This is a genomic window from Sulfobacillus sp. TH-112 (assembly GCF_057473405.1).
Window position 1 is genome coordinate 1 of sequence record NZ_JBYCKN010000123.1, and the last position, 15,296, is coordinate 15,296.

14 protein-coding genes are annotated in these 15,296 nt (G+C 52.9%); 11 read left to right on the forward strand and 3 right to left on the reverse strand.

What is annotated here, in order from left to right; translation table 11 throughout:
* Positions 1-27 precede the first annotated feature (27 nt).
* The gene (locus ACOJWD_RS08415; protein WP_486992792.1) at positions 28-1,665 is read left to right on the forward strand and encodes a ribonuclease J; all 1,638 of its coding nucleotides are present in this window, start codon (positions 28-30) and stop codon (positions 1,663-1,665) included.
* Here the strand turns inward: ACOJWD_RS08415 and ACOJWD_RS08420 are convergent.
* Together ACOJWD_RS08420 and ACOJWD_RS08425 are read right to left on the reverse strand one after the other, a co-directional pair.
* Positions 1,662-2,117: a hypothetical protein gene (locus tag ACOJWD_RS08420; RefSeq protein WP_486992780.1), complete on the reverse strand. Its 456-nt coding sequence runs from the start codon at positions 2,115-2,117 to the stop codon at positions 1,662-1,664. The two genes, ACOJWD_RS08415 and ACOJWD_RS08420, sit on opposite strands and share 4 nt — an antisense overlap.
* A complete protein-coding gene (locus ACOJWD_RS08425; RefSeq protein ID WP_486992781.1) occupies positions 2,114-2,452 on the reverse strand; it encodes a YtrH family sporulation protein in 339 nt (112 codons plus the stop codon). Before ACOJWD_RS08425 ends, ACOJWD_RS08420 begins: the two co-directional genes overlap by 4 nt.
* A gap of 125 nt (positions 2,453-2,577) precedes the next feature.
* Here ACOJWD_RS08425 and ACOJWD_RS08430 point away from each other — a divergent pair, with 125 nt between their 5' ends.
* From ACOJWD_RS08430 to ACOJWD_RS08465, 8 genes are all read left to right on the forward strand, one after another.
* Positions 2,578-3,312 (forward strand): ClpP family protease, encoded by a 735-nt coding sequence (locus ACOJWD_RS08430; RefSeq protein WP_486992793.1) that lies wholly within the window; start codon positions 2,578-2,580, stop codon positions 3,310-3,312.
* 21 nt (positions 3,313-3,333) lie between these two features.
* Positions 3,334-3,537, forward strand: coding sequence for a YlzJ-like family protein (locus ACOJWD_RS08435; RefSeq protein ID WP_486992782.1), 204 nt, complete (start codon positions 3,334-3,336; stop codon positions 3,535-3,537).
* Between the two features lie 59 nt (positions 3,538-3,596).
* Positions 3,597-4,367, forward strand: coding sequence for an undecaprenyl-diphosphate phosphatase (locus ACOJWD_RS08440; RefSeq protein ID WP_486992783.1), 771 nt, complete (start codon positions 3,597-3,599; stop codon positions 4,365-4,367).
* A gap of 2 nt (positions 4,368-4,369) precedes the next feature.
* Positions 4,370-6,556, forward strand: a complete 2,187-nt coding sequence (locus ACOJWD_RS08445) for an FtsK/SpoIIIE family DNA translocase (RefSeq protein ID WP_486992784.1) — start codon at positions 4,370-4,372, stop codon at positions 6,554-6,556.
* Between the two features lie 201 nt (positions 6,557-6,757).
* Positions 6,758-7,897, forward strand: a complete 1,140-nt coding sequence (locus ACOJWD_RS08450; protein WP_486992785.1) for a YeaH/YhbH family protein — start codon at positions 6,758-6,760, stop codon at positions 7,895-7,897.
* A gap of 4 nt (positions 7,898-7,901) precedes the next feature.
* On the forward strand, positions 7,902-9,233 hold the full coding sequence (locus ACOJWD_RS08455; protein ID WP_486992786.1) for a SpoVR family protein: 1,332 nt from the start codon (positions 7,902-7,904) through the stop codon (positions 9,231-9,233).
* A 46-nt stretch (positions 9,234-9,279) separates the two neighbouring features.
* Positions 9,280-11,175: a PrkA family serine protein kinase gene (locus tag ACOJWD_RS08460; RefSeq protein WP_486992787.1), complete on the forward strand. Its 1,896-nt coding sequence runs from the start codon at positions 9,280-9,282 to the stop codon at positions 11,173-11,175.
* A 69-nt stretch (positions 11,176-11,244) separates the two neighbouring features.
* Positions 11,245-12,597: a hypothetical protein gene (locus tag ACOJWD_RS08465; protein WP_486992788.1), complete on the forward strand. Its 1,353-nt coding sequence runs from the start codon at positions 11,245-11,247 to the stop codon at positions 12,595-12,597.
* Here the strand turns inward: ACOJWD_RS08465 and ACOJWD_RS08470 are convergent.
* The gene (locus ACOJWD_RS08470; protein WP_486992789.1) at positions 12,594-13,187 is read right to left on the reverse strand and encodes an LON peptidase substrate-binding domain-containing protein; all 594 of its coding nucleotides are present in this window, start codon (positions 13,185-13,187) and stop codon (positions 12,594-12,596) included. The two genes, ACOJWD_RS08465 and ACOJWD_RS08470, sit on opposite strands and share 4 nt — an antisense overlap.
* Before the next feature lie 119 nt (positions 13,188-13,306).
* On the opposite strand from ACOJWD_RS08470, the gene ACOJWD_RS08475 reads away from it, so the two are divergent.
* A complete protein-coding gene (locus ACOJWD_RS08475; RefSeq protein WP_486992790.1) occupies positions 13,307-14,476 on the forward strand; it encodes an acyl-CoA dehydrogenase family protein in 1,170 nt (389 codons plus the stop codon).
* Between the two features lie 2 nt (positions 14,477-14,478).
* A partial coding sequence (locus ACOJWD_RS08480) for an amino acid--tRNA ligase-related protein (protein WP_486992791.1) occupies positions 14,479-15,296 on the forward strand: 818 nt, incomplete at its 3' end.

Sequence of the window (15,296 nt, forward strand, 5' to 3'; positions counted from 1 at the left end):
AGACCAGGTGCTGGTAAACTCCAATTTATTCCCCTGGGGGGACTTGGAGAAATTGGTAAAAATATGGCGGCAGTGGCCTATGGCAATGACATCATTTTAATTGACTCGGGGTTGGCATTCCCCGAGGAGGATATGCCGGGAATCGATATTGTGCTTCCCGATATTACCTATCTGTTAGAAAATAAAGACCGGTTGCGGGGGATTTTTCTGACCCACGGCCATGAAGATCATATTGGCGCGTTACCTTACGTTCTTCGACAACTGACCGTTCCGGTTTATGGCGCGAAGCTGACGATGGGATTGGTCGAAATGAAGCTTCAGGAGCATCAACTGACCTTGCATCCAGCCTCACGGCCACTCGTGCCCGGCGAAGTTGTTCGCCTCGGCAGCTTTGCGGTGGAACACTTTCGCGTCAATCATTCCATCCCGGATGCCACTGGACTTATCATTAAAAGCCCGGTTGGTACGATTGTGCACACCGGGGACTTTAAGTTTGACCATACGCCAGTCGATGGTCATGTGGCCGACTTTCACAAGCTGGCGGAAGTGGGTCGGGAGGGTGTCTTGTTGTTGCTCGCGGATTCCACTAACGCGGAAAGGCCTGGCTATACCCCTTCAGAAAAGACGGTAGGGAAAACCTTCGATAGGGTGATCGAGGCTGCTGATGGTCGAGTCATTGTGGCCTCGTTTGCCTCTCAGGTGCATCGCGTCCGTCAGGTCGTCGAAGCCGCAGTACGCAGTCATCGTCGGGTGGCGGTGGTGGGACGAAGTATGGAGAACGTGGTCCAAAAGGCGATTGAATTGGGATATCTTGATTTTCCGCCAGGAACTTGGATGGATATCGAAGAAGCGAAAAAACTTCCCGCTGAGCAGATTGTGATTGTCACTACTGGGTCGCAGGGTGAACCGATGTCAGCATTGACTCGAATGTCGACGGCCGACCACCGCAAGGTGACCATATTGCCCGGCGATACCGTAATTATATCGGCGACCGCAATTCCGGGTAACGAGAAGTATGTGTCGCGCACGGTCGATAATTTATATCGATTGGGAGCCAATGTGGTCTATGGAGGTGGCGCAGGCATTCATGTCTCTGGACATGCTTGTCAGGAAGAACTGAAGCTCATGCTGAACCTGGTCAGGCCTCAATACTTTGTACCTGTCCATGGCGAATATCGTCATTTAGTCCATCATGCACGGTTGGCACACGAAGTCGGGATGGACCCTGCGCATGTGTTGATTGGAGAAAATGGCACCATATTTGAGTTCACCAAGACAAGTGGCAATATGGTGGGAAGTGTCCCTTCGGGAAAGGTATTGGTCGATGGGGTCGGTGTGGGCGATGTAGGGAACATTGTCTTGCGTGACCGCAAGCAGTTAGCGAATGACGGTATTCTTATCGTCGTGGTGGGCATGGATGCGCAGAATGGTCTCTTGGTGTCGGGTCCCGATATTGTATCACGGGGATTTGTCTACGTGCGAGAATCTGAAGCCTTGCTGGATGAGGCGAGACATCGGGTGAAAGGAGCTCTCGCGCAACTGGAAGGAAACAATCTCTCGGAGTGGTCCGCCATCAAATCGGCCGTGCGCGAAACCCTGGGACGATTTTTATGGGAGAAGACCCGCCGGCGACCCATGATTCTGCCGATCATTATGGAGGTTTAAGGACGCTTCTCTAGACGAAGGACAATTGTCGTGTCGGTGGATGCAATAAAGCCGACCACATGCACGCGATACACCGTGTGATCCAAGGTGATACGGCGATCTTCGAACAAATGGTAGAGAAGGGTTAATTTAAGATGAGCTAGCGGAACCCCGAGTAGGGGCTCTGTATAAATTTCCAGTGCTCCCTCGACATCGATGAGCGGCACTGGACTTTTTATGACTTCCAGCGTGATTGAGTGAATGGAGGGAGCGGAGGATGGTTGCCGATTGAGAGCAGCAATGTGGTCTCTTAGGCGTAGGGTTTCCCGTTCTAAATGGCGCACTGTCACGGATAGGCGCCCGACTTCCTGAAGAAGATGTTGTCGTGCAACATAGGTTTTTGCTTGGACCATTGCCATTCCGAGAATGAGACCGACCGCGAAGCCCGCGATGGGTACCCGATGTCCCTTCATGAGTGCATCCACCAGAGAATGAGCCAATAGCCCAATTGAGCACCGGCATAGGCCGACATTAGCGTAATTCCGCCGCGAGCGATGTCAATCATGGCCCGAGTCGAGAGGCTTTTTTCAAGATTTTCGAGGGCGGTTAAGGCGCCTCCAATGGCTACCGCGACCGCCCATATACGTATTTTAAAGGCGAGTTGACTGGGATCGGCCGGCCCTAAGTTGCTGGCTAAAGATTCCCCCAGGGATCCTATCAGGCCGCCTCCCAAGGTGACTCCAAGACCTAAAAATAATGGCGGCGCCACTAATCGACTCACTTTTGCTCCAATCGTCCACCAGGGCATGTATCATTCACCTCCTCGTCATCTACTGATATGCAAGGGACGGGGGAATAACACTGGCAAATGGGACACACTATCGGGCGAGACGATCAAGGAGGTGGGCCATGCGGCCACGAAGATTTCTTCTTATGGAGGCTGAACCAGAGGTTGAGCCACGCGGGCGCTCAAGTAAGGGTGTCGTGGACAATATTACAGAACTGGGGACCACTCGCGTACCGCAGCAAAAGTCTCCCATTCAAACGCTGGTGATCATTGGGCAGATTGAAGGACACATGGTGCTGCCTTCACAAAATAAAACGACCAAGTATGAGCATGTGATTCCTCAACTCGTGGCCATCGAGGAAAATTCCGACATTGAAGGGTTGTTGCTGGTTCTCAACACTGTCGGTGGTGATGTCGAAGCCGGATTGGCTTTGTCCGAAATGATTGCGAGTTTGTCTAAGCCCACGGTGTCTTTAGTGTTGGGTGGTGGGCACTCCATCGGCGGGCCGGTAGCGGTGGCTGCCGATTATAGCTTTATTGCTCCCACGGCGACGATGACGATTCATCCAATTCGCATGAATGGACTGGTTATTGGGGTGCCGCAGACCTACGAATATTTGGATAAGATGCAAGACCGCGTGGTGCGTTTCGTTACGGATCACTCCCATATTTCGGAAGAACACTATCGGGAACTCATGTTTCGTACCGGAGAACTGGCGCGGGACATCGGGACGGTGATGGTGGGTAAAGATGCGGTGGATTGTGGTCTTATTAACGCAGTGGGGGGGATTGACGATGCCCTCAAAAAGCTGCATGAGATGGTGCCCGAGCGTCCCACTCCGCGAAAAAAAGGGCATCGGAGCGCCAAAAAATCACAGTGATGATGAGAGGAGGTCACGGTTATGCTGTACACACCAGTAGCGATGGAGGACATCTATCCTACGGACGCCGTACTTACAGACATGCGTGAATATCAGGTCAATGGTCGAATCGTCATTGCACGCCGCGATCGTCAGGACCAATGGCGGCTCGAACGACTTGTGTCGACCGATCCACAAGATTACCTAGACCCTCAATATCAACCGCAGAATCTCATATTCATGTAGCATAGGCATATCGCGCCCGCTCCCCGATACCTTGTAAAGAGGACGAGGAGGGGGCGCTATTGGGATCGGTATGGATACTAGGCATCATACAAGGCTTTACCGAGTTTTTGCCGGTCAGTTCATCCGGACATTTGATTTTGGCCAAGGAGTGGCTCGGACTACAATCTCCCGGCGCAGCGCTGGAAGTGGCACTGCATTTGGGGACGTTGGCTGCCATTTTATGGGCATATCGGGCCTGGCTCCATGTTTGGGTACGACAGCTCTGGCGAGGAGACGGTCAGGCCTGGGCGACATTGTGGCGACTGGCCGTGGCGTCAGTCCCTGCTGCCCTGGCCGGCGTTTTCGTCGGACATCTGATTGAAAAAGACTTTTCGCTCGAGTCGGCTGCGTTGGGCTGGCTGTGCACAACACTCATTCTTCTGATTACACCCAGGCCGATGACCAGCGAAACGCCCCTTCGGCGATTGTCTCTCTGGCAAGCTATCGCAATCGGCTGTGCACAGGCGCTCGCCCTATGGCCAGGCCTCTCCCGGTCCGGAACTACCATTACCATGGCACGGGTGTGTGGTATTGAGGCGCAAGATGCGGCTCAATTTTCCTTTCTGATGGCTATTCCTGTCACGCTGGGGGCCTCTATTTTTGAGGTGCCTCAGCTCTTATCTTCGCATATTTCTATCGGAATCATGGCGAGTGGATGTTTAGTTGCTGCGATTACGGGTCTCATTGCGATAAAATGGGTGAAAGGGATTGTCAGTCGTCCACGATGGTGGAAGGCGTGCGCGATTTATACCGCAGCAATTGCCATTTTAGGGTATGTCATTGGGGGATAATTGTGCGTTCGCTATTCAAGCAAGTGACAGGAGATATGCGTCGGGAAATGGCTGGCGTTCTTCTGATAGCGTTGGGGATATTGGGTTATTTGTCGCTGGTGTTTCCCAAAAGCGGTGTTTTAGGGAGAGACCTTGGAAGCGGCCTCCTAGTGTTGTTTGGTCTCTTAGCCTGGGTGGTGCCGGCGGCCATTATTATCACTGGGGGATTGCGATTATATAATCAGCCGAGCTTGAGTCGTCAGCGCCGCGCCTGGGGATCTCTTTTATGTTACATGGGATTAACAGTGTTAGTGGGATTTGGTGGCAAGGGAACCGGTGGAATTGTAGGCACCGGTCTCTTGCACTTGACGGCGATGGCGCTAGGACATCCTGGAGCGATCATTTTCGGGATTGTGCTCATTGTTTTGGGGCTGATGTTAATTACCGGTGGGAGTGTCATGAACGGTGCGCGTCAGTTTGGACGAGTGGCTTTGGCCATTCTTAAGGGTATTCTCCGAGGAGGAGTGCTGGTTATTCTAATGATGCGCGACTGGATCTATCCTGTGGATGAGAGAACGTTAGCGCCCGCCACGGCGGCTTCTCCCAAGCCACCACGGACGGCAAAGAAGCCCGTTTCTCCGAAGGTCCTTATTCCGGTTGAGGATGTTGACGAAGAGGCTCCTTCGCCGAGTCCGCTACCACTGGCGGTCTCCCCACGGGTGGTCAGTCCGCCACCAGTCGTACAACCTCCGGTATTTTCCCGCACCGGTCAGCCCTATTTGCCCCCTCCCCTGGCCTTGTTAACAGCGCCGGTATCGGCATCAGGCGGCCCGCGGCGGGGGCCGTCGCCGGAAGAACGAGGACGCGTGCTGATTGAGTCATTGCGGCAGTTCGGTATTGAAGTGCGACTCAGCGAAGTAAGCCAAGGGCCAGCCATCACGCGGTTTGAAATTGTCCCACCGCCCGGGGTGAAGGTGTCGCGGATTGTGAATTTGGCTGATGACATTGCGCTGTCGTTAGCTGCTACTGGCGTTCGCATTGAAGCACCTATTCCCGGCAAATCGGCGATCGGTATTGAGGTACCCAATGATCAGATATCAGCAGTCTTGTTGCGCGAGGTATTAGAAAGCGCGCCTTTTACTGAGTCGGGTTCGCCACTGAGTGTCGCATTGGGACGAGATGTCGCAGGGACCCCGATGGTGGCGCGTTTAGATCAGATGCCGCACTTGCTGGTGGCGGGAGCCACGGGATCTGGTAAAAGCGTGTTGATCAACGTGCTGATCACCAGTTTATTGTATCGCTCAAGCCCTGACGTGGTACGCTTACTCCTAATTGACCCTAAGGTAGTCGAGCTTTCGGTGTATAATGGCATTCCGCATCTTGTGAGCCCGGTGGTCACGGAGCCGAAAAAGGCCGCCGGCGCCCTCCGCTGGGCAGTTCAGGAGATGGAGCGGCGATATCGCTTGTTTGCGGCTCAAGGGGTAAGGGACGTCACGCGATTTAATGAATTGGGAGAAGAGCACTTGCCCCTCATTGTCATTATTATTGACGAGTTAGCGGACTTGATGATGGTGGCTCCTCAAGATGTCGAGGAGTCGATTGCGCGTCTTGCCCAGATGGCTCGGGCAGCCGGATTGCACCTGGTGGTGGCAACGCAGCGCCCCTCGGTCGACGTCATTACCGGTACGATTAAGGCTAATGTCCCGTCGAGGATTGCCTTTGCGGTGTCAAGCCAGGTGGACTCTCGCACCATTCTTGACGCCGCGGGAGCGGAAAAGCTCTTAGGCCGGGGAGATATGTTGTTTTCGCCGGTCGGGTCGCCCAAGCCCCAGCGAGTACAAGGGGCATTTGTGACTGAGCAGGAAATTGAGTCGGTGGTCAAATTTTTGCGAGACCAAAATGGGCAGAGAGAGGCGCCGGCGGAATCGCCTGACTTTAGCGACGAGATGTTGTCTCAGACGGTGTCGTCGGACGATACGGACCCGCTATTTCTCGATGCGCTCAAAATTGTGTATGAGAGTCAGCAAGCGTCGACGTCTATGCTGCAGCGTCGATTGCGGGTTGGCTATACGCGTGCGGCACGCTTGATTGATGCTCTTGAAAGTCGAAACTACATTGGACCCTCCGATGGCGCCCGGGCGCGCTCCGTCCACATTACAGCAGAGCAATACCACGAACTGCTAGCGGTCACTCAACCCGGCATCGAATAGTGGGCTCGCCCGATGCCCTAAGGGTGGTCCCGGGGCGGTGGAGCGTATTTCTGCCGGTTGAGACGAGATCACGGTTTCGCGGATGGCAATATCGAGGTCAAAGGCCATCGGGTCTCTCGCCAATTTTTGTTGGCACTTAGGCAAAACTCAGTCGAATTCCGCATATGATGGATTACTCTCACGGGAAGGGGGGTGTCCGATGTGCGGGGATTTCTACCCGATTGGTCTCTTGAACGCAAAGGGGCCGCTGATCAGCAGCGGCATCAGGAGAAAGTAAAGCATGCGCTGAAAGAACGGCTATCCGACCTGATTTCCGAAGAAAGTATTATTGCAGCGGATGGAGATCGAGTGATTAAAGTGCCGATTCGATCTTTAGAACAGTATCGGTTTCGCTATCACCCATGGAAAGGAGATCGGGTGGGTCAGGACCAGGGCAAAGGGAATCCTGGTGATGTTTTAGGGAGGTTGCCCACTGGTCGGGGAGGAGACCCTGCGACAGGTTCGGGACAGCCTGGGCACGTTCCGGGAATAGATTACGTTGAGGCCGAAGTGGATATTGATGATATTGCTGGATTATTGTTTGAAGATCTTGGGCTTCCGTATCTCAAGCCCAAACCTCAGGGTACACTGGCGCATCCGGCGGCGAAATTTCGAGACATTAGTCAGCACGGTCTGATGGGGAACCTCGATAAGCGCCATAGTTTGAAGGAGAACTTAGTGCGTAATGCACGTCAAGGTCACGCTGGGGTGGGAGACTGGCGGGATGAAGATTTGCGATTTAAGACTTGGATAGACGAGAAAGAACCTGAAGACCATGCCGTGGTGATCTTTATGCGAGATATTTCCGGGTCGATGGGTGACTTTAAAAAAATGATGGCCCGTACCTTTGCCTTTTGGATGCTGCGATTTTTACGGACTCAATATCGCGCCGTGGAGGTGGTGTTTTTGGTCCACCACACACAGGCCCGGGAGGTGGGAGAGGAGGAGTTCTTCAAACTGGGCGAAAGTGGCGGCACTAAAGTCTCTTCGGTGTATCAATTGTGCGAGGACCTTATCACTGCCCGATTTCCGATGGCCCTATGGAATATCTATCCGATTCACTTTTCGGATGGGGATAACTGGTCGGATGCTGACAATCGCCGTACCGTCGATATTTTGGAAGGATTGTTGACCAAAATCAACGTGTTTGGCTATGGGGAGATTCGCGAGGGAGGCTACACCAGTACACTGATGTCGGCGTTTAGTCGCATACAACATCCTCGATTTAAGACGGTGACTATTACCAAGCGCCAAGATGTGTATCCTGCATTGCAAGCCTTTTTTCCTCGGCAGGAGGGATAAACGAATGAGCACACCGGCGTACCCGTCAGACCGCGATCTTTGGCTCCTCGCTAGGGATCGGGGATTGGATCCCTATCCCGTCATTTTTGAAAGTGTGCCGGCTTCGATTCTATACGAGTACGCGGCGTATCTTATCCCGGGGCGCATGTCTCACTGGTCATACGGGAAGGCCTATCACGCGATGAAAATGCGCTACGACTACGGTCTCAATAAGTTATATGAGATGGTAATTAATGCCGATCCGTCCTATGCGTTTTTGTTGGACTCGAATTCGGAACTGGAAAATACGTTTGTTCGGGCTCACGTTATGGGGCATGTCGACTTCTTTCATCATAATCAGTGCTTCCAAGGTACCGCTGCCGACATGATTGATATTGTCTCTCGTCACGCAGAACGCGTGCGGCAATATGAATTTGAATTTGGCAGAGATGAAGTCGAAAGATTTTTGGATGCAGTCTTGGCACTAGAGACGCACGTGATGCCGCCGACGCCCAATTTGACGCGTATCGACCGTGGGGAGGTGTCGCGAGGGCCGTTGCATCACTCGGTGAGATCCGGTGACTGGCGTTCAGAATCTTACCCTCGGGACACTAGTTCGAAGGTTAAGTCGGATGTGAATCGTGAAGAGGACCTATTGCTATTTCTGCTCACCCAAAGCCGTCACCTCACCGATTGGCAGCGTGATGTAATGAGCATGGTGCGCGATGAAATGATTTATTTTTGGCCGCAGATGAGGACCAAAATCATGAACGAGGGCTGGGCGAGCTATTGGCATCTGACGTTGATGCGCGAGCTAGCGCTATCCGATCAGGATTATGTGGATTTTGCTCGTCTCCACAGTCAAGTGACACAGCCGCTTATGTATCAAATCAACCCCTATGCCCTGGGACTCGCGATTTTTCAAGATATTGAGCAAAGAGAGGGAAAGAGCGGCTTATTTTTAACGCGAACCATGGAAGATGATGTGTCGTTTGTGCGCAATCATCTGACCGAAGAGATCGCCCAGTCGCTGCATCTCATGCTATATGGGCCGGATGAGGATAGGGTAGTTCTTAAAAGTCGTCAGTTTGAAGTGGTGCGCGATCAGTTAGTGCGCGACTTAGTCCACGGCGGGCTTCCTGTGGTTCATGTTGATGATGGCGACTTTAACCGCCGTGGCGAGCTTTATCTGCTGCATCGCCACGAAGGGTCGGATCTTGATATTCACTATGCCGAGATGACGTTGCACCATGTGTACACGCTCTGGGGGCGTCCGGTACACCTAGAAACTCGGTTGCAAGATAAGCGTCTTGTGATGAGCTATGACGGACAGGTATCGACCCAAGTGAGTCTCTAGGGATTCATTATCGGCGGAGAGATCACCAAAGAAAAGGAGGGTCATCATGGATCTTTGGGAGCGGATTCAAGATTATCGCAGCCGAGAAAACGATTTGCAATGGCAGGGGACTTTTCGAGAGTATTTTAACCGGGTCCGAGAACAACCGCGGTTAGCGCGATTGTCGCACGCCCGCATTTATGACATGATATGCGAACCGGGGTTAACGATCGGGCCAGATGGCGTGAGACGATACCGATTCTTTGACGAGGAATTATTTGGATTAGAGCACTCACTGGATCAATTGATGGACTACTTCCATTCCGCGGCCCAGCGTTTGGAGGTCAGAAAGCGGATTTTATTGCTCATGGGTCCGGTTGGTGGAGGGAAATCCACCTTGGTTGCGCTGTTGAAGCGGGGATTGGAAGAATACTCTCGCAGCGAAGCCGGTGTCACCTATGCCATTTCAGATTGCCCCATGCAGGAAGAACCACTGCATCTTATTCCCTCGGTTTTGCGTGAAGAGGTGTACCGTGATTATGGTCTTTATATTGAGGGAGATCTCTGCCCAGTCTGTCGTCAACGGCTGCAGGACGACTATCACGGGCACATTGACAATGTCCCGGTACGTCGCATCTTGTTTTCCGAGAAGAGTCGCGTAGGCATCGGGACTTTTTCACCTAGTGACCCGAAGAGCCAGGATATCAGCGAACTCACGGGCTCGATTGATCTGGCGACCATCGGTGAGTACGGATCGGAGTCGGACCCGCGCGCTTACCGTTTTGATGGTGAGCTCAACATCGCCAATCGCGGCTTGATGGAGTTCATCGAGATGCTCAAGTGTGATGAAAAATTTTTGTATGGGCTACTGACGCTCTCACAAGAACAAAACATTAAGACTGGGCGCTTTTCGATGATCTACGCGGACGAAGTGATTGTGAGTCACACTAACGAAAGCGAATACCTCCAATTTGTGGAAAACAAAAAGAATGAGGCGCTGCGCGATCGGATGATTTTGGTGCGTATCCCTTATAACCTTCGCGTATCCGACGAAATGCGCATTTACGAGAAACTGATCGGAGAGTCGGGACTGAACTCCGTGCACCTGGCGCCTCATACCTTACGCGTGGCAAGTATATTTGCGGTGTTGTCCCGTTTGAAAGAATCTAAAAAGCAGGGTATGTCATTAGTAAAGAAAATGCGGCTTTTGGACGGGCAGTCCGTGGAAGGATACACTGCGAAGGATGTGAAGGAGATTCGTGAGGAATTTCCTTTGGAGGGAATGGATGGCATTTCACCTCGCTACGTGATTAACCGACTCTCCACGGCATTAGTCCGTCACGACGTGAGCTGTATCAATCCGCTCGATGCCCTAAAAGCTTTGAAAGATGGCCTTGAGCAACACACGGGTCTCAAAGAGGAGGAACGCGACCGTCTTCTCAATCTGATTTATGACACGCGTAAGGAGTTTGATGACTTAGCGAAAATCGAGGTGCAGAAAGCCTTTGTGTATTCGTTTGAGGAATCCGCGCAGGCGCTCTTGAACAATTACCTCGACAATGCCGAAGCCTATGTCAATAAAATGAAGCTCACCGATCCGATTACTGATGAGGAAGTGGAACCAGATGAAAAGTTGATGCGGTCCATTGAAGAGCAAATCGGGATTACCGAGAATGCTAAGCGAGCGTTTCGAGAAGAAATTTTAATTCGAATTTCAACATTGGCGCGTCATGGCCAGCGCTTTGACTATCAGTCCCACAGCGGCTTACGACAAGCGATTGAAAACAAGCTCTTTAATGACCTCAAGAATGTCGTCAAGATTACCACCTCTACGCGCACCCCTGACCACGACCAGTTGCGCAAGTTGAACGATGTCGCTGCGCGTCTTATCGACCACGATGGCTATTGCGCGGAGTGTAGTCAGGCGATTTTGCAATACGTAGGAACATTGCTGAGCCGATAGGATTTTGGCGCGTGTGTCGGGCCGCAAAATCGGATATCATAGAGAAATCAATTTTGAGGTCGGTGACACATGCGCTACCTAGCACAATTCTCAGAGGCTCCTCAGGCCAAACGGGTACAGTCATTTTGGAGTGATGCAAAAGCCACGGAGGACTGGCTTTTGAGTGCAGGTAAGGTCGTTGAAGATCGAACGCTAGTGATGCGTGCTCGTGGGCTACGAGCGTTGCAACCGTGGCTCGCCTATCAAACGCAGCCGCTCATGATCGATGCTTGGCTCGATCCTATGGAATTGTCCGCGACTTGGAACTACGTGGGTCCGTTTCTAGTGGGGTTGGGACCGGAGCGCATTTGGATTCCCTGTGGAGAAGATGCCTGGGTGGGATGGATGCCGGGACATATTGTGGTGCGGGCTGCAAGGCAGTCGTGGGTCTGGGCACTCGTGGAAGATGTGTGGGACCCAGCAAGTTGGCACATTGACCAAGAACTGGAGTGGTGGTCCGAGGGGCGGATTCAACGAGCGCAGAGGATGGATTGGGGCGTCGTGGAACAACGCTCGTGGCTCACCGGATGGGAAGAGTGGACATTGGCGTCTAATCAAACGTCTCACGATGAGTCCGATGAGCGATTTATTCAGTTTTGGTTTCGATTAGTTGACCGACTAGGAGATCGTCCTGTGAGGGTGAAGTGGCTTCAAGAAACGGCTTCACTCAAGGAACAGTTGCTTGGGATCGATGTGCGCTACGTATCGTGCGAATTAACCATAAAGGGTAATCATCCGACCTGGATGGAAGCGCTACTCGAGACCCAAGAGCCAGCGCATGTTCGGGTGCAAGCGACTTGGAAGATTCCGACATGGGCCGCACGATGGTCGACCGACGTCACGTTGCGTCGAGTACAGCGGGGAAGCCGTCTTGAGGCCACTTATTCACCACGGACGGACGATAGTCTGCACGCGTGGATGGAACTACGTCGGGAACAACGGCAAATCCCAATTTTGCAAATTCGCCCCCTGTCGCTCCCGGTGAAACATGCTGGGCGGTGGGAAGACTTGGAGCGGGAATACGGTGACCATCAACGACGAGATGCGTTGTTGCGGTTTCTTAAAACCTATCGGTGGAGAACTCCATCACTCAGCGAGGCGAGTCGTGTGCGTGTCCCACCCGGTTGGACCATTAATCGGTTTGAGTCTCAACCGGGTCTCTGGGTGGCAGAATCCCGGCACGGGATTAAAGCGCAAATTGAATGGCCGACTTCGGCTCATCCAGGGCATCTAGGGATCATCGTGGGCGGCGTGGCCGCTATTCCGATGAGCGATTGGATTCGGCAGGCCGACTTTAATCGTCTGAATATTAACCCACGATACTGGGCTCAGTGGGCCACCGAAATCCTATTGCCAGCGCTAGATCGTTTTGGCCACCGCTAACGGTGGTGTTCGGCGCGTAATCCTTCGATCAGTGTGCGCATGAGAGAGACTTCTTTAGCTAAACGACTGCGGGTAGTGGAGATTTCGAGCAATTCCTGCTGAGTGGTGGCACTGAGGGGAACGTGTGCCGCGATCCAATATGACAGCAGTGCCGCGTCTTGCGGCAACCCCAGATTGTGATGTGGGGACTCTACCAAAGCCCACAATTCAGACGCGAGCGCCCAGGCTTCTTGCACTAAAATGGGGGCGACTGAATCCTCGGAGTCAGAAACATATCGGAATTGCCCAATAAGACTGGTCCCTTGGTGACGATATTGGAGGATATAGACACGCTGGATTCCGACCACTATCATACGCCAGCCATCGCGTTGAGATTGCATCTCCAAGATGCGAGCTGTCGTGGCGATGGTGGTGATGGGTTCGTGGTTTTCCAGTTCCAGTGCCATGACCAATGATCGGTCTTGTTCCATCGCGCGTCGCGCGGACTGACCCATGGAGGCCGGGTGGAATTCTAGCTCACTTATTACGCCGGGGAAAATGACATGTGCTACGGTGAGTAATGGCATCGTAAAACTATCTCGATTGGCCATAATGGCGTTCGCCCTCCCTCCATGCTCATTGTAGCACGTGAATGCTTGGTTCAACTGCCCACCTATGCCGGAAAATGCTAAAATGGCGTCATGAGTCGGGAGAGGAGATAGCAGGCCTGATGGAATATGGGATTAGCGACGAACAGCGGATATTTCAAGAGACGGTGCGGCGATTGGCTTTGGAGAGAGTATTGCCCAGGGCGGCCGAAATTGATGAGACGGGCCAATTTCCCTGGGATATCGCCCAGTTATTTTCAGAGGTTGGATTGATCGGGGTCGGGATGCCCGAATCCCTGGGTGGGGGAGGAGCCGATCTTCTTACTTTTTGTATTGCGGTGGAGGAGGTGGCGCGCGTATGCGCGACATCGAGTCTTATTATTGCAGCGCAACATTTAGGGGCCATGCCCATATTGGTCGCGGGGACCCCTGAACAGAAAGCACGTTTTATCCCTGCCGTTGCCACAGGGAAGAAATTAGCGGCGTTTGCGCTCACCGAGCCAGATGCAGGATCCGATGCGGGAGGTACCAAGACTCGAGCTATTCTAGATGGGGATAGCTATCGGATTACGGGCACTAAGGTCTTTATTACCAACGGAGGACTGGCTAAGACGGTAGTGGTCTTTGCCTCGACGGATACCTCGGCGGGCGTGCGTGGCGTGTCCGCATTTGTGGTCGACGGTGAGTCAAGCGGGGTCTCCGTGGGTCGTATCGAAAAGAAAATGGGGATTCGTGGTTCACAGACCGCGATGTTAAACTTTGACGATGTGCGTGTGCCCAAGGAGAATCTTTTGGGACGTGAAGGCGACGGATTCAAAATTGCCATGCGTACGTTAGATCGTACGCGTCCCGGGATTGCTGCTCAAGCCTTAGGTATCGCTCAAGGAGCGCTCGATGTGACGGTGGAGCACTTGAAGGCGCGCGAGCAGTTTGGTCGTCCGCTTATTGAGCAAGAGGCCATTCAATTTATGTTGGCCGATATGGAGACGACTATTGAAGCCAGTCGCCACCTATTATACAAGGCGGCAACCGTGGTGGAGACGGCGGGATTCGAGGCGACGTCTTCCCCAGACGTTACCCGCTTTTCTGCTATGGCTAAGCTCATGTGTTCTGACACCGCGATGAAGGTGACCACAGATGCTGTGCAACTGTTTGGAGGATATGGTTATGTCCAGGACTATCCGGTCGAGCGAATGATGAGAGATGCCAAAATCACGCAAATCTATGAGGGGACGAATCAGATCCAACGGCTCGTCATTTTCCGAAACTTGCTTCAGAAGGGACAGGCTTAGTGATGAGTACACGGTTAATCCGGGATTTGGATCACGAAGTTGGAGAGAGCGTCACGATCGAGGGGTGGATTACACACTTCCGGTCCTCCGGGAAAATTCACTTTATGGTAATCCGGGATGGCAGCGGTCAGGTCCAAGGGGTGATTCGGGGCAGTGGTCCGGCGGTAGAACAGGTTGGATTTGAGACGTGGGACAGTCTTAGCCTGGAAACGGCGATTCGTATCGGTGGTGTAGTGCGTGCTGACAGTCGGGCCCCATCTGGAGTGGAGCTTGAGGTACATCGTATTGAGAAGTTGTCGTCGAGCGTGGATTACCCCATTCAACCCAAGGAGCATGGTGTGGATTTCTTGATGGAACATCGACATCTGTGGGTACGAAGTTCGAAGCAGGCGGCGATATTGCGTATTCGGGCGTGCATTGTACGCGCCACCCGAAATTTTTTAGATGATCACGAGTTTATCGTTGCCGACCCTCCCATTATTACACCCGCTGCTGCAGAAGGGACCACCACCCTGTTTGGCATTGACTACTTTGGTGAGCCCGCCTTCTTGTCTCAATCGGGACAGCTTTATATGGAAGCGCTGGCCATGGGACTGGGGCGCGTCTATTCGTTTGGTCCTACGTTTCGCGCTGAGAAGTCAAAGACCCGCCGGCACTTGACCGAGTTTTGGATGGTTGAGCCCGAAATGGCTTTTTGCACCTTTGAAGAAAATTTGTGGTGGCAGGAGCAACTATGGTGTTACGTGGTCAAACAGGTATTGGCCCACTGTGCCATGGATCTTCAGGTGATCGAGAGAGACACCACCGTGTTGGAGCGCAT

Excerpts from the sequence above, each read along its gene's own strand:
- ACOJWD_RS08420 (WP_486992780.1), bottom strand. The coding sequence starts at position 2,117 with ATGAAGGGACATCGGGTACCCATCGCGGGCTTCGCGGTCGGTCTCATT.
- ACOJWD_RS08425 (WP_486992781.1), bottom strand. The coding sequence starts at position 2,452 with ATGCCCTGGTGGACGATTGGAGCAAAAGTGAGTCGATTAGTGGCGCCG.
- ACOJWD_RS08430 (WP_486992793.1), top strand. The coding sequence starts at position 2,578 with ATGGAGGCTGAACCAGAGGTTGAGCCACGCGGGCGCTCAAGTAAGGGT.
- ACOJWD_RS08435 (WP_486992782.1), top strand. The coding sequence starts at position 3,334 with ATGCTGTACACACCAGTAGCGATGGAGGACATCTATCCTACGGACGCC.
- ACOJWD_RS08455 (WP_486992786.1), top strand. The coding sequence starts at position 7,902 with ATGAGCACACCGGCGTACCCGTCAGACCGCGATCTTTGGCTCCTCGCT.
- ACOJWD_RS08460 (WP_486992787.1), top strand. The coding sequence starts at position 9,280 with ATGGATCTTTGGGAGCGGATTCAAGATTATCGCAGCCGAGAAAACGAT.
- ACOJWD_RS08465 (WP_486992788.1), top strand. The coding sequence starts at position 11,245 with ATGCGCTACCTAGCACAATTCTCAGAGGCTCCTCAGGCCAAACGGGTA.
- ACOJWD_RS08470 (WP_486992789.1), bottom strand. The coding sequence starts at position 13,187 with ATGGCCAATCGAGATAGTTTTACGATGCCATTACTCACCGTAGCACAT.
- ACOJWD_RS08475 (WP_486992790.1), top strand. The coding sequence starts at position 13,307 with ATGGAATATGGGATTAGCGACGAACAGCGGATATTTCAAGAGACGGTG.